General features: G+C 37.7%; 19 protein-coding genes. 4 read left to right on the forward strand and 15 right to left on the reverse strand.

Going from position 1 to position 18,157, the window contains the following annotated elements:
* Positions 1–24: 24 nt before the first annotated feature.
* From RCG22_RS08420 to RCG22_RS08430, 3 genes are all read right to left on the reverse strand, one after another.
* On the reverse strand, positions 25–150 hold the full coding sequence (locus tag RCG22_RS08420; RefSeq protein ID WP_098261053.1) for a GapA-binding peptide SR1P: 126 nt from the start codon (positions 148–150) through the stop codon (positions 25–27).
* 287 nt (positions 151–437) lie between these two features.
* On the reverse strand, positions 438–1,712 hold the full coding sequence (gene ltrA, locus RCG22_RS08425) for a group II intron reverse transcriptase/maturase (RefSeq protein ID WP_308106499.1): 1,275 nt from the start codon (positions 1,710–1,712) through the stop codon (positions 438–440).
* A gap of 534 nt (positions 1,713–2,246) precedes the next feature.
* A complete protein-coding gene (locus RCG22_RS08430) occupies positions 2,247–2,546 on the reverse strand; it encodes a DUF3055 domain-containing protein (protein ID WP_308106500.1) in 300 nt (99 codons plus the stop codon).
* Between the two features lie 165 nt (positions 2,547–2,711).
* Between RCG22_RS08430 and RCG22_RS08435 the strand changes: the two genes are divergently transcribed.
* Positions 2,712–3,146 (forward strand): DUF1885 family protein, encoded by a 435-nt coding sequence (locus RCG22_RS08435; RefSeq protein WP_176525498.1) that lies wholly within the window; start codon positions 2,712–2,714, stop codon positions 3,144–3,146.
* A 24-nt stretch (positions 3,147–3,170) separates the two neighbouring features.
* Here RCG22_RS08435 and RCG22_RS08440 read toward each other — a convergent pair whose 3' ends face one another.
* The 6 genes from RCG22_RS08440 to RCG22_RS08465 form a co-directional block, all read right to left on the reverse strand.
* A complete protein-coding gene (locus tag RCG22_RS08440; protein WP_308106501.1) occupies positions 3,171–3,413 on the reverse strand; it encodes a hypothetical protein in 243 nt (80 codons plus the stop codon).
* Positions 3,414–3,608: 195 nt separating this feature from the next.
* Positions 3,609–5,024 (reverse strand): dihydrolipoyl dehydrogenase, encoded by a 1,416-nt coding sequence (gene lpdA, locus RCG22_RS08445; RefSeq protein ID WP_308106502.1) that lies wholly within the window; start codon positions 5,022–5,024, stop codon positions 3,609–3,611.
* Between the two features lie 6 nt (positions 5,025–5,030).
* Positions 5,031–6,347, reverse strand: coding sequence for a dihydrolipoamide acetyltransferase family protein (locus tag RCG22_RS08450; RefSeq protein WP_308106503.1), 1,317 nt, complete (start codon positions 6,345–6,347; stop codon positions 5,031–5,033).
* Positions 6,348–6,425: 78 nt separating this feature from the next.
* Entirely contained in the window at positions 6,426–7,403 is a 978-nt protein-coding gene (locus RCG22_RS08455) for an alpha-ketoacid dehydrogenase subunit beta (protein WP_066252465.1), read from the reverse strand.
* 3 nt (positions 7,404–7,406) lie between these two features.
* A complete protein-coding gene (gene pdhA / locus RCG22_RS08460; RefSeq protein ID WP_098261048.1) occupies positions 7,407–8,522 on the reverse strand; it encodes a pyruvate dehydrogenase (acetyl-transferring) E1 component subunit alpha in 1,116 nt (371 codons plus the stop codon).
* A 460-nt stretch (positions 8,523–8,982) separates the two neighbouring features.
* The gene (locus tag RCG22_RS08465; protein WP_308106504.1) at positions 8,983–9,645 is read right to left on the reverse strand and encodes a YkyA family protein; all 663 of its coding nucleotides are present in this window, start codon (positions 9,643–9,645) and stop codon (positions 8,983–8,985) included.
* A 158-nt stretch (positions 9,646–9,803) separates the two neighbouring features.
* Here RCG22_RS08465 and def point away from each other — a divergent pair, with 158 nt between their 5' ends.
* On the forward strand, positions 9,804–10,358 hold the full coding sequence (def, locus tag RCG22_RS08470) for a peptide deformylase (protein ID WP_308106505.1): 555 nt from the start codon (positions 9,804–9,806) through the stop codon (positions 10,356–10,358).
* Positions 10,359–10,436: 78 nt separating this feature from the next.
* On the opposite strand, the gene RCG22_RS08475 is transcribed toward def, so the two are convergent.
* Positions 10,437–11,207: a Cof-type HAD-IIB family hydrolase gene (locus RCG22_RS08475; RefSeq protein ID WP_098261045.1), complete on the reverse strand. Its 771-nt coding sequence runs from the start codon at positions 11,205–11,207 to the stop codon at positions 10,437–10,439.
* A gap of 504 nt (positions 11,208–11,711) precedes the next feature.
* On the opposite strand from RCG22_RS08475, the gene RCG22_RS08480 reads away from it, so the two are divergent.
* Positions 11,712–11,921 carry a DNA-dependent RNA polymerase subunit epsilon gene (locus RCG22_RS08480; protein WP_098261557.1) on the forward strand — a complete coding sequence of 70 codons (210 nt, stop codon included), beginning with the start codon at positions 11,712–11,714 and terminating at the stop codon, positions 11,919–11,921.
* A 6-nt stretch (positions 11,922–11,927) separates the two neighbouring features.
* Positions 11,928–13,595: a ribonuclease J1 gene (gene rnjA / locus RCG22_RS08485; RefSeq protein WP_098261043.1), complete on the forward strand. Its 1,668-nt coding sequence runs from the start codon at positions 11,928–11,930 to the stop codon at positions 13,593–13,595.
* Between the two features lie 171 nt (positions 13,596–13,766).
* On the opposite strand, the gene RCG22_RS08490 is transcribed toward rnjA, so the two are convergent.
* The 5 genes from RCG22_RS08490 to RCG22_RS08510 form a co-directional block, all read right to left on the reverse strand.
* Complete coding sequence (locus tag RCG22_RS08490) at positions 13,767–14,426, reverse strand: potassium channel family protein (protein ID WP_308106506.1); 660 nt, start codon at positions 14,424–14,426, stop codon at positions 13,767–13,769.
* A gap of 84 nt (positions 14,427–14,510) precedes the next feature.
* On the reverse strand, positions 14,511–15,428 hold the full coding sequence (locus RCG22_RS08495) for a DUF4349 domain-containing protein (RefSeq protein WP_308106507.1): 918 nt from the start codon (positions 15,426–15,428) through the stop codon (positions 14,511–14,513).
* Positions 15,429–15,571: 143 nt separating this feature from the next.
* Positions 15,572–16,027, reverse strand: coding sequence for a TlpA disulfide reductase family protein (locus tag RCG22_RS08500; RefSeq protein ID WP_066252448.1), 456 nt, complete (start codon positions 16,025–16,027; stop codon positions 15,572–15,574).
* A 64-nt stretch (positions 16,028–16,091) separates the two neighbouring features.
* Entirely contained in the window at positions 16,092–16,640 is a 549-nt protein-coding gene (locus tag RCG22_RS08505; RefSeq protein WP_098261040.1) for a peroxiredoxin, read from the reverse strand.
* Between the two features lie 280 nt (positions 16,641–16,920).
* Positions 16,921–18,045 (reverse strand): N-acetyldiaminopimelate deacetylase, encoded by a 1,125-nt coding sequence (locus RCG22_RS08510; protein WP_308106508.1) that lies wholly within the window; start codon positions 18,043–18,045, stop codon positions 16,921–16,923.
* Positions 18,046–18,157: the final 112 nt, after the last annotated feature.

Below are 18,157 nucleotides of genomic sequence, written 5' to 3' on the forward strand. Positions count from 1 at the left end.
CCTGTTTTAATTTATGTTTTCTTATTATAAATCTTCTTCTGTATGATGTCCCTCGCAACAATTGCATTTTGTAGAATAAAGGACCGTTACTTTTTCATCTTCAAAATGATCAATAGTAGAGTTACATGTTTGGCATACTAAAGTACCCATCTGTTCAATCCCCTTTTCATTATTGAATTTACTCAAAATGAAGCATTTATATATCACAATTTAATAATAATATATCACATTAGAAATATCAAGCCTAATTTGTATGTCACATTTAAAAAAATTAGATCATTTAAACGGGTTGTTGATTTCAGCTCCCTCTAATCAACTTGTCCAAAAAAATTAAATGATACCCATAATCGGAATAGAGTAGAGGGAAAATAATTAATTTATTTATTTACGCCCCTCTCACACCACCGTACGTACGGTTCCGTATACGGCGGTTCAATTTATATTACAGTGTGTACTTTTAGATAATGTTCTAAAGCAGAGGGAAGTCCCCTCTGCTTTAGTCTTTTATTTGAGATTGCTCTTTGTACGACTTTCGATAATCCGATATACCGGTAACCTCTTCGACAGAAAGTTAATCCTTTCGCCTCTTCCTCAGGAATCCCTAATTGAACAAGCGATTTGATTTGTTTCCGTGATACCTTCCATTGCTTCCAGATGATAACTCTAATTCTGGAGCGAAGCTTCATATCTATAGCAGTCATCGCTTTTTTCATGTTTGAGATTCTAAAGTAATTGACCCACCCAAGTATGACCTGTTTTAGTTTTAAAATTCGGAAGTCTAGCTGTACACTCCAATTTCGCTTTGTTAGTTTTCGGAGCTTCCTTTGAAACTTCTGTATTGACATGAGATGGGGTTTTACTTGATACCTCTTGTTATTGGTATCGTAATAATACCCAAATCCTAAGAATTTTAAATCTTTTGGGCGAGAGATTTTGCTCTTTTCCACATTGACTATTAATCCTAGTTTTTCTTCTATAAATCTCACGATTGATTTCATCACTCTGTTTGCTGCTATCTCACTCTTTACAAAAATGAGAGCGTCATCAGCGTATCTCACAAACCGTAGTCCTCTTTTCTCTAGTTCCTTATCGAGTTCATTTAACATAATATTACTCAATAATGGGCTAAGGTTCCCTCCTTGCGGAGTCCCGACTGGTGTTTCTTCATATTTCCCTTTCACCATGACTCCACTGACTAAGTATTTTCTGATTAACGAGATGACATCGCCATCATCTATTGTGTTGGCAATTATTCGCATGAGTTTGTCGTGATGGACTGTATCGAAGAATCTTTCGAGGTCAATGTCTACCACCCAATCGTGTCCATCGTTTAGAAATTCCAAGCTTTTTATAATAGCCATCTCACAACTTCTTTTTGGTCTAAAGCCGTAACTGAATTCGCTGAATTGCTTTTCAAATATCGGATTGAGAACTTGATGAATGGCTTGCTGAACTACCCTATCCACTACTGTTGGTATTCCCAACTTGCGCATCTTACCGTTTTCTTTTGGGATTTCCACTCTTAAGGCAGCTTGTGGTCGGTATTTTCTTGTTCTGATGCGCTGACGTAGTTCATCCTTGTTCTCTTTCAGATATTGATTTAGTTCGTCGACTGTTACTCCATCGACCCCACTCGCACCTTTATTTTTGTAGACACGTAAGTAGGCTTCATTCATATTTTGATTGCTTAGAATCTGTTCTAAAAGTTCCACACTCGTTTCTCCCTTCCTCTCACGTAATAAGTGATAGCTCCATTTTGGTTATCCTTTGAGATACGCTCATACTTTCCCCATTAACACATTCGGAGTAGGTCACTTATGCATTCGTGGTGTTGAAACACTATAAATTGTTCAGCCCTTCATGAATTACTTCATTACTATGGCTTCTGCTGACTTCTTGCGGCAAACCTTTTTCGACTGTACCTATGTACATCCGCAAGACCTCCCAGGGTAAGACAACTATCTTTCCTCTTTTACTCGCCTGATTTACCCTACAAAGTTACGCACATCTTTTGGACTTTGACTTGCTTGGGAGCCTTATCCCTTTGTAGAGCCTTAGTATCAGATTTCTGTTCGTCGAGCCAAGATTTTATTCCACGCTTCCTCCAGCCCTTACCTCACGGTAAGTACCTTGCGCTTCCTTAGTGGTTGGTCGATGTGTACCCCCACAGTGGACTTTCACCACCTAGATAGTTGCCATGCCTGGCACACCAAAGAAAAAAAGGCCTCATCGGCCTTTCCTTGAAATTATTCGTACTGGGTTACAAACGGGATGGATGGCAGTGTTTCGCTGAAAAACTCTGCTAAATCTGCAGCTTGTTGATGGTCAGGGATACGGAAAACGGTTTGAAGGTATTCAATATCTTCGATGTCTTTGGGGTCAAGGAGGGTGGAACGGCCAGTTTGCATGCAGACAACTAGAGGTTTACCAAAAAACATATTGGTGTAAATGATTCCGAAATCATAACGAGTATGTTCCGTTGTAAAACCGATAAACCTTACTTTTGCATTTTCATGTTCATCGTAGAGCTTATCAAATAATTCCATATGGATCCTCCTTTTTTAAAAGAATGTTTAGAATATTATTATAATTGATATTCACAAAAGAAACAAGAAAACTTCTACTTTTATTTAAAGCATAGTTGTCATAAGATTTAAATAAATGCTAGAATAGAGAGGCATATATTATTGGACTAATGGGGGGGAATGATGATGGCTGTCAATGCATATATAAAGCTAGTGCCTTCATCTGCTAAACAAACTGTAACAAGCGAAGAAGTAAAAGAATTATTTTATGACTATAAAAATAACACGACAAAAACCGGTAATCAAATTGGGTGGCAATACGGAGAATCTGCCTTTCCGTATGAAATTAAAGAAACTGTCGAAGCCAAAGGAAAATGGTTCTATCTACACTCTAATGATGAACGCTATTACGCCATCTTAATTGGGGTTGATCGGGAAACGATTAAAAATGACGATGGTCAAGAACTGGAACAAACTTACATACAAGTCACATTACCGGAACAATCTACGTATGGTGATAAAGGAAAAGCGAATGAGTTTTGTAAATACCTCGCGAAAAAGCTTCAAGGGGAGCTCCATCTTTTTAATGAGAGAGTCATGTATTATTATCCACGAAAGTAAAAAAGCTCCTTTGGGGCTTTTTTTTTAATGAATAAATAATTCCATGGTATAGTGAATTGATGTATAAATAACAAGGCTTAAACTAGTGATAAAAAGCGTTTTACGCACTGATTTTGTTACTTGATTTCCTAATAAAAATGCTAAATAATAGAACACAAAAAACATGATGACTTTATAAATCAGCTGGTCATGCGTTGATAACCATTCAATAAATGTATATCCGCTCCAAATGATAAATTGTAGTATCACAACAATATAGACCTTCATATTTATCACCACTCTTAATACTTCATCTTCTTTTTAAAATGCTAGTATCTTAAGTATATGTTCTAAAACCAAGAGTTATATAATATTTTTTGGATGACAAGGATTTTTTTGCTTAATCTTTTTTAAAGATACAATTCGCTAAAAACAATAAAAGTCCTTTCCGTTTTTTAACGAAAAGGACTTTATTATTTATTTTTACTTAATGATGTGTATTGGGCTTCCGATTGCAACTTCGGCAGCTTCCATTGTAATTTCACCAAGTGTTGGATGTGCATGTATGGTCATCGCAAGATCCTCAGCAGTCATACCTGCTTCAATCGCAAGTCCTAGTTCAGCAATCATATCTGATGCACTAGTACCGGCAATCTGGGCTCCAATTACTAGTCCATCTTCTTTACGAGTAATTAATTTCATGAATCCATCACCACTATCAAGTGATAACGCACGACCATTGGCAGCGAATGGGAATTTAGATGCATTTACTGCAATTCCTTCTTCTTTTGCTTGGGCTTCTGTATATCCAACTGAAGCTAATTCAGGCTCAGAGAAAACAACTGCAGGAATACCTAAGTAATCAATCTCTGCTGCATGTCCGGCAATTGCCTCAGCGGCAATTTTAGCCTCATATGATGCCTTATGGGCCAATTGAGGACCAGCAACAACATCACCAATTGCATAGATATTGCTGATATTTGTCCGGCATTGTTTGTCAATTTCAATCAGGCCGCGCTCAGTTAATTTGACACCTGCCTGCTCTAGACCCATTTCATCCGTGTTAGGACGTCGACCAACCATTACAAACACGTAATCAGCTTCGAGTTTTTTCTCTTCGCCTTTTGTTTCGAATGATACTACAACACCATTTTCGGTTTCTTCTACACCCTTAGCAAATGCCTTTGTATAGAATTCCGCACCTTTTTTCTTCATACTCCGCTTAACAAGCGCAGCCATTTGCTTATCGAAAACACCAAGTCCTAAAATCTCTTCGGCACCTTCTAAGATAGTCACTTGGCTGCCAAAGCTTGCATAAGCACCACCTAATTCAATTCCGATTACTCCACCGCCAATGACAATGATCTTTTCAGGAATTTCCTGTAAATTAAGTGCACCTGTCGAATTAAGAACACGTTTCGAATATTTAAAGGCAGGTAACTCAATCGGACGTGATCCAGTCGCTATAATGGCATTTTTGAAGGTATAAGTTTGAGCTGAATTTTCATCCATAACACGTAGTGTATTGGCATCCACAAAGAAAGCTTCACCACGGACAATATTTACTTTGTTTCCTTTTAACAACCCTTCAACGCCGCCGGTTAATTTATTGACAATACCCGATTTAAATTCTTGTACCTTTGAAAAATCAACTTTTACATTTTCAGCAGTAATCCCGAATGCTTCTGAATGCAACGCTGTCTCATAGCGGTGACCTGCTGAAATTAAAGCTTTAGAAGGGATACATCCTACATTTAAACAAACGCCGCCTACATATTCCTTTTCAACAATCGTAACTTTTTGTCCTAACTGGGCAGCACGAATTGCTGCAACGTATCCGCCGGGACCAGCTCCGATGATTATAGTATCTGTATCAATTGGGAAATCTCCAACTACCATAATATTTTAAGCCTCCATTAACAATAGTTCTGGATCGTTTAATAAACGTTTAATATGATTCAATGCATTTTGTGCTGTTGCACCGTCAATCATCCGGTGATCAAAGCTTAATGATAAAGCTAAAACTGGTGCCGCAACAATTTCACCGTTTCTAACGATTGGCTTTTCTGCAATTCGGCCAACGCCCAAAATGGCAACTTCTGGGTGATTGATAACTGGAGTAAACCACTGGCCACCAGCTGAACCGATGTTTGAAATAGTACAAGATGCGCCCTTCATTTCATTTGGAGCAAGTTTTCCATCACGTGCTTTTCCTGCTAATTCATTAATTTCATTAGAAATAGTGAATACTGACTTACGGTCTGCATCTTTTACCACCGGAACGAGCAAGCCTTTTTCCGTATCAGCTGCAATTCCAATATTATAATAATGTTTATGAATAATTTCGCTTGACGCATCATCTAGTGATGTATTTAAGGCTGGGAATTCACGTAATGCACTTGTTAATGCTTTGACGATGTATGGTAAGAAAGTAAGCTTAATGCCCTTGGCAGCTGCAACTTCTTTAAATTTCTTGCGGTGAGTAACTAGTTTAGTTACATCCACTTCATCCATAAGTGTTACGTGTGGTGCAGTATGCTTGGAATTAACCATAGCCTTAGCAATTGCTTTCCGTATTCCACTCATTTTCTCGCGAGTTTCTGGGTATTCACCTTGTGGAATCGCAACAGCTTCTTGCGTTACCTCCACTTTAACTGTTTCAGCTTCTACATTAGCAGCTGCTTGTGGTGCAGGTGCTGCTCCGCCGCTAACATAGGAATCAATATCACCTTTAAGAATACGCCCATTATTTCCAGTACCAGGTACCAAATTGATACTAATACCTTTTTCTCGTGCATATTTACGAACAGAAGGCATAGCAATAATCCGTCGACTTGGATCAACATCTGTCTGCTGCACCACAGCTACCGCTGCCGGCTGTTGAGCTGCATCTTGTTTAACCTCAGGAGTAGGAGCTGCTGGTTTTTCCTCCTGTTTAGGTTCATCAGCATGTTCATCGCCCTTAAATTGAATGTCTTCGTATCCTGGGGCATCAAAGGTTACTAAAACCTGTCCCACAGTTGCGACTGTACCTTCTCCAACTAAAACATCAATAACTGTTCCTGCCACAGGGGAAGGGATTTCAACCACTGCTTTATCATTTTGAATTTCGCAAAGTACATCATCTTCGGCAATTTTGTCGCCTGGCTTTACGAACCATTTAACAATTTCGCCCTCATGAATTCCTTCACCGATATCAGGCATTTTAAATTGAAATGACACTAGGATTCATCCTCCAAAATTACATGTATTTTTGAGCATCGAAATTATAGTAATTAGATCGTCAAATTACGGATTTAATTAAAAGTTTAAAACTTTTTTAGCAGTTTCAATTACATCCTTGTAGTTTGGAAGCCATGCAGCTTCCGCCTGAGGGAATGCAAAGACAGTATCTGGTGCAGCCACACGCAATACAGGTGCTTCTAAGCTTAATATTGCTCGGTCATTAATTTCTGCAACAACGTTGGCAGCAATACCTGCTTGTTTTTGTGCTTCTTGAACAACAATCGCACGACCGGTTTTTTCAACGGAAGCAATAATTGTTTCAATATCGATAGGACTTACAGTTCTTAAGTCGATCACCTCAGCTGAATGACCTTCTTTTTCTAATTCTTCAGCTGCTTTTAATGACTCGTGAACCATCGCTCCATAAGTAACGATCGTAACATCTGTTCCTTCACGTTTTACTTCAGCTTTTCCTAATGGAATGGTATATTCGCCTTCTGGAACTTCTTGACGGAAAGAACGGTATAACTTCATATGTTCTAGGAAAATAACTGGGTCATTATCACGGATTGATGAAATAAGCAGCCCCTTCGCATCATATGGAGTTGATGGAATAACAACCTTTACACCAGGCTGTTGAGCCATAAGGCCTTCTAGGCTATCAGCGTGCATATCAGGAGTATGTACGCCGCCTCCAAATGGCGAGCGAAATGTTATCGGCGCGTTAAATTTTCCGCCTGTACGATAACGAAGACGAGCAGCCTGACCAGAAATAGAATCCATTACTTCATAAACGAATCCAAAGAATTGAATCTCTGGAACAGGACGGAATCCTTGTAAACTAAGACCGACTGCTAAACCGCCAATTCCGGATTCAGCAAGCGGTGTATCAAAAACACGATCTTCGCCAAATTCCTTTTGTAACCCTTCAGTTGCACGGAATACCCCTCCGTTTACACCCACGTCTTCCCCAAATACTAATACATTCGGATCATTGCTTAATTCCACTCGCAATGCATCTGTAATTGCTTGAATCATTGTCATTTGAGCCATGGCTTACTTCGACTCCTTTTCTTTATATATTTCATACTGTTCTTTTAGATTTTGCGGCATTTCTTCATACATAATTGACATTAGATCAGTAACCTTTTGTTTAGGCGCTGTATCAGCTTTTTTAATGGCTTCTTTAATGTCTTCTTTCGCTTGTTCAATTACTTCATTTTCCTTTTCCTCGGTCCATAGACCTTTCTTTTCAAGGAATTTACGGAAACGTACAAGTGGATCTTTCTTTTCCCATTCATTATCAAGGTCGGCAGTACGATAGCGTGTTGGATCATCTCCAGCCATGGTATGAGGACCATATCTATAAGTTAAAGTTTCAATTAATGTTGGGCCTTCTCCGTTTAGGGCACGGACGCGGGCATCATGTACAGCTGCGTAAACAGCAAGTGGGTCCATTCCGTCTACTTGAACACCAGGAATTCCGGCAGCTACTGCCTTCTGAGCCAATGTCTTTGCAGCTGATTGCTTGTCAACAGGTGTTGAGATCGCAAAACGGTTGTTTTGAACAATAAAGATTGCCGGAGCTTTATAGGCACCTGCAAAGTTGATTCCTTCATAGAAATCACCTTGTGAGGTTCCACCGTCACCTGTATAAGTAATCGCTACAGATTTCGCACCTCGTTTTTTCATTCCTAGCGCTACACCAGCTGTTTGAACATACTGAGCACCAATAATGATTTGCGGGATTGCTATATTAACACCATCAGGAATTTGTCCACCTTCAAAATGACCTCTTGACCATAAAAATGCCTGGTATAAAGGTAATCCATGCCAGATAATTTGCGGTACATCACGATATCCCGGTAAAATAAAGTCTTCTTTTTCAAGTGCAAACTGTGATGCTAGTTGTGAAGCTTCTTGTCCAGCAGTCGGAGCATAGAAACCTAATCTTCCTTGACGATTTAATGAAATAGAGCGTTGGTCCAAAATTCTTGAATAAACCATACGGCGCATTAATTCTTGAAGCTGTTCATCAGTAAGGTCCGGCATTGCTGCCTCGTTTACCACTTCACCAACTTCATTTAGAATTTGAAGTGTTTGAAATTGTTCTTCGACAACTTCGAGTGTTTTCTTCGCGTCAAGCTTGACGTTCTGAGTTTTAGAAACCATTGTGGTCACCTCTTCCTTTCCATTCAAAGCTTAAATTTTTTTAATTACCCACTAAGTTAGAATGCCCAAAACATTTTCCACTTATCATTTGGATAATCTTGTGATATTACATTGGATTTGGTAGGCAAAGTGCATGAAAGATACTCTAAGTAGTTTTTCACATAAAAGACCCATTAAGCAAAAGATCTTATATCTACCATCATCTTATTCTGTACCACTATTTTTTGTAACATCATTAATACAATTAATTAACTCATTTCAAAGTTTACATCAATATTTTTCACGCGTCAAATACTATGTTTTAAATTTTTCAACACAAACAAGTTGTTAATGATTTAATCGTTATTTTTTCTGTATTACCTTTTCTCAACTTCTGTTATATAAGATTTACCTCTTAAATCAGGTGTTATAATATAAAAAAAATCGGCCTATTCAGCCGATTACTTTGATGCCATAACATTTATTTGCCCGATTTTAGACCTGCTTGCTTATAAAATGACAACTTTTTATTATTGTATTGATCTGTTAGCATATTAAATTTTTCATTGGCAGTATAAACCCGCTTATACGTTTCATTTAACTTAGTTACTTGTGCTTCAAGATCTTCAAGAGGTAAATTTTTATTTTTAAACATTCCATACAATTCTTTATCGTCTTTCAGCGCTTCATTATATTCTAGGTATAAAGCGTCATGCGCTTTATATCTTTCCATCATAATTTCATATAATTCATTGGCTAATTTCGTCAAAGCAGGATCTTCAAATTTATCTTTAATATCTCTAGCCTTTATGAATTCTTTCTGAGATTCTTTAATACTGCTCGTTTCCTTCTCCATTAACTCTTTTCTTTCATCGGCCAAAAGGACAGCTTCATCTGAAAGCTTTACGATTTGATCATATTCTTTCATGCCCAGTTTGATTATCTGATCATAAATTTCTTTTTCTCTTTTTTCCAGAGTAACAAGTGGATTCTGTTGTTCCTCAAATATTTTTTCTGCTGAAACGACTTTTTCTAACACATCATACATTTTTTCGACTGGAGTCTTTTCTTTCGTACATCCAGCAATAATAACAATTAAAATGGATAAACATAATAATAAACTACACTTAACTTTTAATGACAATTTATAAACCTCCTGCCTATTCCAAATTTAACTATATCGACACCTTGTTTGTTTGACAATAAAAAAATCAGATCATTTAATCGCATGTTAACTTTTTATTAATTGTCTGATAGACTATTTATTATGAATTAAGTTAAAGTACAGGAGTGAGTGGAATCATGATTACGATGGAAGATATCATCCGAGATGGCCATCCTTCCTTAAGAAAAGTGGCAGCAGCAGTATCCATGCCGCCATCAGAAGAGGATAAACAAATACTTTCTAGCTTATTAGAATATGTAATAAATAGTCAAACTCCAGAAAAGCAAGCCCAATTTGGGTTACGCCCAGGTATAGGATTGGCTGCACCGCAAATAAATGTTCTAAAAAGAATGATAGCCGTGCATCTTACCGATGACACAGGCACTCTTTATAGTTATGCATTATTTAATCCCAAGATTATCAGCCATTCCGTTGAAAAGGCCTACTTAGAAGCAGGGGAAGGCTGCCTATCAGTTGATCGAGTGATTCCCGGCTTAGTCCCACGGCATGCAAGAATCACTGTAAAGGGGACAACGCTAAACGGGGAAGAAGTGAAACTAAGGTTAAAGGGGCTTGCTTCCATTTGCTTTCAACACGAAATCGATCATTTAAATGGTATAATGTTTTATGATTATATCAATAATGAAGATCCTTTAAAACCAATAGCCGGGGCAAAAGCGATTGAACGGTAATCAAACAGGGTTGTACCTTAATTTTATGGTGTAGATATAAAGAACCGACCGCTTGACAGGGTCGGTTCTCTTCTTTGTTTATATTAATTGCAGTTCTTTTAACCCATTCCAAATGCCATCTTCGGAAACATCACTTGTAATAAGATCGGCAAGTTCTTTGGCTTCAGGGACACCATTGCCCATTGAAACTCCTGTACCAACCGCTTTCAACATTTCCAAATCATTTAGACCGTCTCCGAACGCATAGACATCTTCCAACTCAAACCCTAAGCGTCCGATCATTTTTTTGATACCTTCTGCTTTTGAACCACCTTTCGGTAAAACATCGACAGAATATGGATGCCATCTAATAAAATCAAATTGAGGATAGTTTGAGAAATATAAACTTTCATCTTGATTTTCACAAAAAAGGAGGCTCTGATACATCATTCGGTTTACATAAAAGGAGTTGTCCTCCTCTGGATGTGGGAAATTCAGACTCCCCATGCTTTTTTCAATAAATGGATGATGCTTCACACTTGCCTTCATTGTTTTCTCGTTCATAAAAACTAAGGGATGATTGTTCGACTTAGCCTTGTTATAAAGTTGTTTAAGCTCATTTTCATCCAAAGGGTTCTCATAGATTACTTCATTTTCAAAAACTACAAATTGACCGTTAAAACTCACATAGGAGTCAATGTCAAGCGCTTTCCGCAGACCTTCAAACATAAATGGAGCTCTCCCTGTGGCAATTGCGACAAATACGTCGTTCTTCTTTAGTAAATTGATTGCTTTTTTCGTACTTTCAGGTAGGTTTTTTTCATGATCGAGCAAAGTGCCATCTATATCAAAAAATACAATCTTCTTCATTTTATTATGTACTCCTTTTCCAGGTATCTCTTCTCTCAGTACTTATTTTTAAAAACACTAAACTTAATATTAAAAAATGTCAATTTAACATTTATCAATGGAATTCCATGTTTAACCATGATTGAATCAGCAATTTTAACATATAATATAGTAAAAATACTCTTATTTTAAAAAAACTTCAATAATCTGCCATCACTTACTTTACATTGGACAAGGATTGTATAAAATAAGAGGTAAGGAGATGATCCACTATGTTAAAGAAGCTAAGGAAAAAGCTTTTAAAACAGTGGAAAGAATTACTGCGAAAGAAATCGATTGCCTAAATTTTTTAGGGCCCTTCAAACTTGCGAAGGGCTCCTTCATTATTGTAAATTGTAAAAACAACGATTCTTTTTTACATACTTTTCATATAAGTCTAATGGTTTCTAAAGAAAATAAATGAAAAAGATGAAAATGTTTTATATAATAGAAAAAGTTATGAACTCAGTTGGGAGCGATATTGTAATGATATTTAAAGTTTACTATCAGGAAAGCAACAAAGAAGTACCTGTCAGAGAGAATACCAAAACTCTGTTTATTGAAGGAGAATCGGTAAGAGATGTCCGCTCAAAAATTGCCGATCGCGGGTTTAATGTTGAATTTGTACAAGAAGTTACGGGAGCTCATCTAAACTATGAACTTCAAAATGAAGACTATAAAGTATTGGAGAAATGATAATTTATGAAATTTGTTAAGAATGATCAAACTGCGGTTTTTGCCCTGGGCGGTTTAGGCGAAATTGGCAAAAACACGTATGCAGTTCAGTTTCAGGATGAAATAATATTAATTGATGCCGGAATAAAATTTCCTGAGGATGAACTATTAGGTATTGATTATGTTATCCCTGATTATACCTATCTGGTTAAGAATCAAGATAAAATAAAAGGTTTATTTGTTACTCACGGACATGAAGATCACATTGGTGGTATTCCCTATCTATTACGCGAGATTAATGTTCCAATTTATGGCGGGAAACTCGCTCTTGGATTAATTAAAAATAAATTAGAGGAACACGGCCTATTAAGAAACGCGAAGCTGATTGACATTAAAGAAGACGATATCATCAAATTCCGCAAAACATCTGTCACTTTTTTCCGCACCACCCACAGTATTCCTGATTCCTATGGAATTGTCGTTAAAACTCCGCCAGGGCAAATTGTCCATACAGGAGATTTTAAATTCGATTTTACCCCTGTCGGTGAGCCAGCCAATTTAACAAAAATGGCTGAAATAGGCAAAGAAGGCGTTTTATGTCTACTTTCAGATAGTACGAATAGTGAAATACCTGAGTTCACCATGTCAGAACGTCGGGTTGGCGACAGTATTAACGATATTTTCCGTAAAGTAGACGGCCGGATCATATTTGCTACCTTTGCATCTAATATCCATAGATTGCAGCAAGTCGTAGAGGCAGCTGTAGTATACGGTAGAAAAGTAGCGGTATTTGGCCGCAGTATGGAAGCAGCTATCAATATCGGACTTGAATTAGGATATATTAATGCACCTAAAGAGACTTTTATTGAAGCGAATCAAATCAATCGTCTTCCTGCCGATAAGGTAACAATCCTATGTACCGGAAGTCAGGGCGAAGCAATGGCTGCACTTTCAAGAATAGCTAATGGTACCCACCGACAAATTCAAATCATCCCTGGTGACACCGTGGTATTTTCATCATCACCAATTCCAGGGAACACGATTAGCGTGAGTCGAACGATTAATATGCTCTATAGAGCTGGTGCGGAAGTTATTCACGGTAAGCTAAGTAATATTCATACGTCTGGTCATGGTGGTCAAGAAGAGCAAAAGCTAATGCTGCGGTTAATACGTCCAAAGTTCTTTATGCCAATACATGGTGAATATCGCATGCAAAGAATGCACGCCAAGATTGCAGTTGATTGCGGTGTTCAAGAAGAAAATTGTTTTATTATGGACAATGGTGAAGTGTTAGCACTTTCTGAGGATACAGCACAGGTTGCAGGGAAGATTCCATCCGGTTCTGTTTATATCGACGGTAGTGGTGTAGGTGACATTGGAAATATCGTCTTACGTGACCGTAGAATTCTTTCAGAGGAAGGTTTAGTGGTTGTAGTCGTAAGCATTAATATGAAGGAATTCAAGATTGCTTCAGGACCAGACCTAATTTCTAGAGGATTTGTCTATATGAGAGAATCTGGTGATTTAATTAATGATGCTCAGAATTTAATCACAAAGCATTTAAATAGAGTGATGGAAAGAAAGACAAGCCAATGGTCGGAAATTAAAAATGAAATCACAGATACATTAGCACCTTTCCTTTACGAAAAAACAAAGCGCAGACCAATGATTTTACCAATCATTATGGAAGTGTAAGCATAAAAAAGCGGAAGCGGCCTAAACAGCCCGCTTCCGCTTTTCTTATTGTCTAGCTACAGCGCCTAGGGGCTCGGGGTCATAAGCCAATCAGACCTGAAGGTTAAAGAGCAACCTTCATGCCTGCTCGTCTTATGCCTGACGCCCCTGAGCAAGGCGCTTCCGCTTTTCTTATTCTAATACCTTTTTTTCAAATTTATTGATGTCTTGGTCGGTTCCGATCACAATTAGAACATCCATCGCATGAAAGGTTTCTGTTGCTTGGGGAGAAACAATAATTTCTTCTCCTCTTTTTATTGCTACAATATTCAACCCATATTTCTTGCGAATATCCAAATCCATTATCGTGTAACCGTTAAGTTTTTCATTCGCCACTATCTCAACAATACTGTGTTCATCCGAAAGTTCAAGATAGTCAACCACATTACTTGAAGCAATATTGTTGGCAATCCGTTTTCCCATATCTCGCTCCGGGTGAACAACACTATCTGCACCAATTTTCCTCAATACTTTTTCATGGTAATCGTTTTGAGCCTTTGCTGTTATACGCACCACACCTAATTCCTTAAGAATAAGAGTTGTTAGTATACTGGATTGAATATCATCGCCAATCGCTACGATTACATGATCGAAGTTACGAATCCCCAGGCTTTTCAAAACAGCTTCATCTGTTGTATCGCCAACAACCGCATGAGAAGCAATCATCGCAAATTCATTTACACGTTCCTCGTTTTTATCAATTGCAAGGACTTCCATCCCCTCATCTGTTAGCGTGCGACATATACTACCGCCGAATCGACCAAGCCCTATGACAGCAAAACTTTTCTTCATATCTAATACCCCCGGCTAAATCATAATCTATCTTGGTTCCATTTTAGCATCATTCAGTAGATTAAAATAGAGCAAGCGATTCTTCTAATCCTGTCCCTGTTTTGATTTCCTCTTTTTAAAATAGAAAAGGAGAAAAAATCCGATAATAAATATTATCGCCAATACTGGAAGGTTACCTACGATAAAAACAACCAAGCCTGATAAACCAACTAATAACATATTGATGCTTTTCATAAATTGTTTTTTTGTTTTCTCCCAAGTATTTAATTTGTCTTTATCAAGGCTCGGAACCACAACGGTTTTTTCGTAAAGGGTGATGTTAATGGTTGATAGAGAGGTTTGATTTTTTAAGTACTTCATTTTTCCTTCAATGGTCTCAATTTCCTCTTGAACCGCTCCTAAATCAGCTGAAATCTTTAATAAATCTTCCGTTTTTACAGCACTTTTCATAAAAGTGGTTAACCTTTCTTCCACGACCCTTTTTGATTTTAATCTGGATTCAAGGTCAACATATTCCTCGGTTACGTCCTGCCCTGTTATGCTTCTTTGTAGAACCTCTGCCGCTTGGCCCTCAGCATCATGTAGAAAGGCCTGAAAATGCTTTTGTGGGATTCTAATCATCATGTTGCCACTCACCTGCTCGCTGCCTTCTTTTGATACATTGGACTCTGAAATATAGCCTCCGTATTTTATTACCTTTTCTTCAAGGAGACGGACCGTTTGATCAAATTTCTTTACGCGCAGCTGGAGATCCGCTTGATAGATAACCATTTGATTTTGGACTTTTATTATTTTGGCAGAATTAGCTGCTTGTTGTGATTTATCATTTTCACCGTTGTATAAGTCAGCTTGTTCACCGCCACTTGATTCAGCTGAGTTCGTTTTAGCATTATTACTGTCAGCCATATCCGCACTTTTTTCTTCGCTGCCGGCACTACACCCTGTTATAAAAATGACTAGGAAAATAAAAAAAATAGTAAACAAACGGTTTAGTTTTTTCACTTTTAGACACCCCTTTTTGTCTGGTGATTACTGCATGTATAATCTTATCTTTATACATACGGACGAGTAAAAAGAGGTTAAGTTACAGTTATAAAAAAATAATAAAGCTGCCCGTTTCATCTCACGGACAGCTTTTGATTGTTTTATTCTGTTTTTTCTAACTCATCTAGTACACGGTTAACACGCTTTTCGAGCATTTTCATGCCGCTTCCACCAGCTTGGAAATGACGCAATTTCCCTTCACGGTCAAATACGTAATAAGCAGGTACATATTGATTATCAAGGGCTTCTGTTAACTTGTGGTCACTGTCGACAAAAATTGGTTGATTAATACCATGCTCAGCTGCAACTTGTTTAATTTCTTCTATGTTTAGATCATTTTCTGAACGTGGCATATGAACAGCAACCACATTTAACTTGTCCTTAAAATCATCACGAAATTGATTTACCTGAGGCATAGCTTCCTTACATAAATGGCAGCTAATCGACCAAAAATGAATCAAGGTTGGCTTTTCTCCAATTAAGTCTGCTCTTGTTACTTCACCGTTTAACCACTCAGTAGCCCCGGTTAGCTCCGGCATTGGTTCACGTAATTTCATTGATAATCCCCCTATTAAAAAGACCTAACACTATAAAAGGTTAGGTCTATCTATTTTGTGTCAATTATACGTTCAATGTAGCTTGTCCAGGCTTCCAGTTTGCAGGGCATAGACCGCCTGTTTGTAATGCTTGAAGGACACGTAAAGTTTCATCAACGTCACGGCCAATATTGTTGTGATTCACAACTGAATACTTTAATTCACCTTCAGGATCGATGATGAATAAACCACGAAGTGCGATACCTTCTTCTTCAATTAACACTCCATAATCACGAGCAACTACATGATTAGTATCTGCAGCTAATGGATAGTTTAAATCGCCAAGACCATTTTCTTTACGATCTGTTTTAATCCAAGCTAAATGAGTGTGAATTGTGTCTGTAGAGACACCAATTACCTCTGCATCTAAATCATCAAATTCTTCATAACGATCAGACATCGCTGTAATTTCAGTTGGACAAACAAATGTAAAGTCCATTGGATAAAAGAACAATACTGTCCATTTATCATTTTTGATATTTTCTTCAAGGCTTACTTTTTTAAATTCTTTGTTCGGCATTACAGCATCCATTTCAAAGCGTGGTGCTTGTTTACCTACCATACGTTCTGGCATTTAAATCCCTCCAAATAATTATTTAATCAGTATTAATAGCAATTCTTAGTTGCTATCCTTTTCACAATTCTCATTATAGGATATATCTAATTTTGAGTCAATATTAAATTATAATTATTTTAATTAGATACTAATTATAATTATAACCTTATTTCCCCTTCATAAGTTTTCCCTAATGGATTGAGAATAAACGACGATATGTAACAATTTCCCTTTTAATTCTCTTTAATTTTATCACATTTGTAAAACGGGACAAAATAATTAGCCTGCTTGTTATTAATTAAATTTTATTCTCCAGATGAGTAATATAGCTTGTCATTACACTAACTGCTACATCTAACGCGGCCTCATTCGGAGTTAATTTAGCATGGTGTAAACCGTATGGAGAATCAACGCCTAGCCAAAACATAAGACCAGGAATTTCTTTCAACATATAACCAAAGTCTTCTCCCGTCATTGCTTCCTTGCACTCAATAACTTTAACCTCTGTTTCATTTTGAAGATAGTTCATGAAATCTCTGGTGACTAATTCAGTATTATATACTTGATGGTACATCGAACCATAATCGATTACAGCTTCACATTCAAAACCTGCCTCTATCCCCTTCACAAGTGCTGCGATACGATGTTTAACCATTTTCATCGATTCAGAAGAAAGCGTCCTGATGGTCCCCTCAAGTCTTGCATTTTCTGCAATAATATTTTGAACGGTTCCTCCAGTAATTTTCCCAATGGTAATTACTGCACTATCTAAGGGGTCTACATTCCTTGAAATAATCGTTTGCAATTGATTGACTAGCGTACAGGCTGCGACTACCATATCATTCGTTTCATGCGGTCTGGCAGCGTGTCCTCCCTTGCCTTTTAGATCGATAAACAGTTCAGAAGTATTGGCAAATAACAAGCCTTCCTTAACCGCGATCGTTCCAACAGGATATTCAGGTGCAATATGTAAGGCAAAAATCAAATCAGGTTTCCATTCCATCATTTCTTCAGATTTCAACATCGGCTCTGCCCCGCCGGGTCCTTCTTCCGCTGGTTGAAAAATAAACAAAAGGTTATCTGCAATGGGGTTCTCCGTAAAATATGTTAATACCCCAAGTGCAATGCTCATATGAAAATCATGACCACAGGCATGCATGTGGTCTGCATGAGAAGATGAAAATGGTAAACCTGTCTCTTCGTTTATTGGAAGTCCGTCGATGTCTGTTCTATAACCAATTGTTTTTTGTGGATTTATGCCCTGAATCTTTACAAACAGCCCCGTTCTCCATTTTTTTATCGTGATACGGTCTTGAGGTAAAGACTTAAGGTAAGATAATAAATAGGCTTGGGTCTTAACCTCCTGAAATCCTAGTTCTGGAATTTGATGGAGGTCACGGCGGATTTTAATCAATGGATTCATTTACTATTCTCCTTTTAAAAAAGAAGCGTGGATAGGCTCCACGCTTTGTTGTTGTACTTCGAGAACTATCTAGCTCCAGCGTCCCAACGTCTATTGGACTTCGCTAAACGGA

This window comes from Neobacillus nitrireducens (assembly GCF_030915405.1).
Lineage (GTDB): Bacteria > Bacillota > Bacilli > Bacillales > Cytobacillaceae > Neobacillus.

Excerpts from the sequence above, each read along its gene's own strand:
- RCG22_RS08430 (WP_308106500.1), bottom strand. The coding sequence starts at position 2,546 with ATGGAATTATTTGATAAGCTCTACGATGAACATGAAAATGCAAAAGTA.
- RCG22_RS08455 (WP_066252465.1), bottom strand. The coding sequence starts at position 7,403 with ATGGCTCAAATGACAATGATTCAAGCAATTACAGATGCATTGCGAGTG.
- RCG22_RS08480 (WP_098261557.1), top strand. The coding sequence starts at position 11,712 with ATGATATTTAAAGTTTACTATCAGGAAAGCAACAAAGAAGTACCTGTC.
- RCG22_RS08505 (WP_098261040.1), bottom strand. The coding sequence starts at position 16,640 with ATGCCAGAACGTATGGTAGGTAAACAAGCACCACGCTTTGAAATGGAT.
- RCG22_RS08475 (WP_098261045.1), bottom strand. The coding sequence starts at position 11,207 with ATGAAGAAGATTGTATTTTTTGATATAGATGGCACTTTGCTCGATCAT.
- RCG22_RS08420 (WP_098261053.1), bottom strand. The coding sequence starts at position 150 with ATGGGTACTTTAGTATGCCAAACATGTAACTCTACTATTGATCATTTT.
- RCG22_RS08435 (WP_176525498.1), top strand. The coding sequence starts at position 2,712 with ATGGCTGTCAATGCATATATAAAGCTAGTGCCTTCATCTGCTAAACAA.
- RCG22_RS08490 (WP_308106506.1), bottom strand. The coding sequence starts at position 14,426 with ATGAAGAAAAGTTTTGCTGTCATAGGGCTTGGTCGATTCGGCGGTAGT.
- RCG22_RS08440 (WP_308106501.1), bottom strand. The coding sequence starts at position 3,413 with ATGAAGGTCTATATTGTTGTGATACTACAATTTATCATTTGGAGCGGA.
- lpdA (WP_308106502.1), bottom strand. The coding sequence starts at position 5,024 with ATGGTAGTTGGAGATTTCCCAATTGATACAGATACTATAATCATCGGA.
- RCG22_RS08510 (WP_308106508.1), bottom strand. The coding sequence starts at position 18,045 with ATGAATCCATTGATTAAAATCCGCCGTGACCTCCATCAAATTCCAGAA.
- RCG22_RS08500 (WP_066252448.1), bottom strand. The coding sequence starts at position 16,027 with ATGAAATTACGTGAACCAATGCCGGAGCTAACCGGGGCTACTGAGTGG.
- def (WP_308106505.1), top strand. The coding sequence starts at position 9,804 with ATGATTACGATGGAAGATATCATCCGAGATGGCCATCCTTCCTTAAGA.
- rnjA (WP_098261043.1), top strand. The coding sequence starts at position 11,928 with ATGAAATTTGTTAAGAATGATCAAACTGCGGTTTTTGCCCTGGGCGGT.
- pdhA (WP_098261048.1), bottom strand. The coding sequence starts at position 8,522 with ATGGTTTCTAAAACTCAGAACGTCAAGCTTGACGCGAAGAAAACACTC.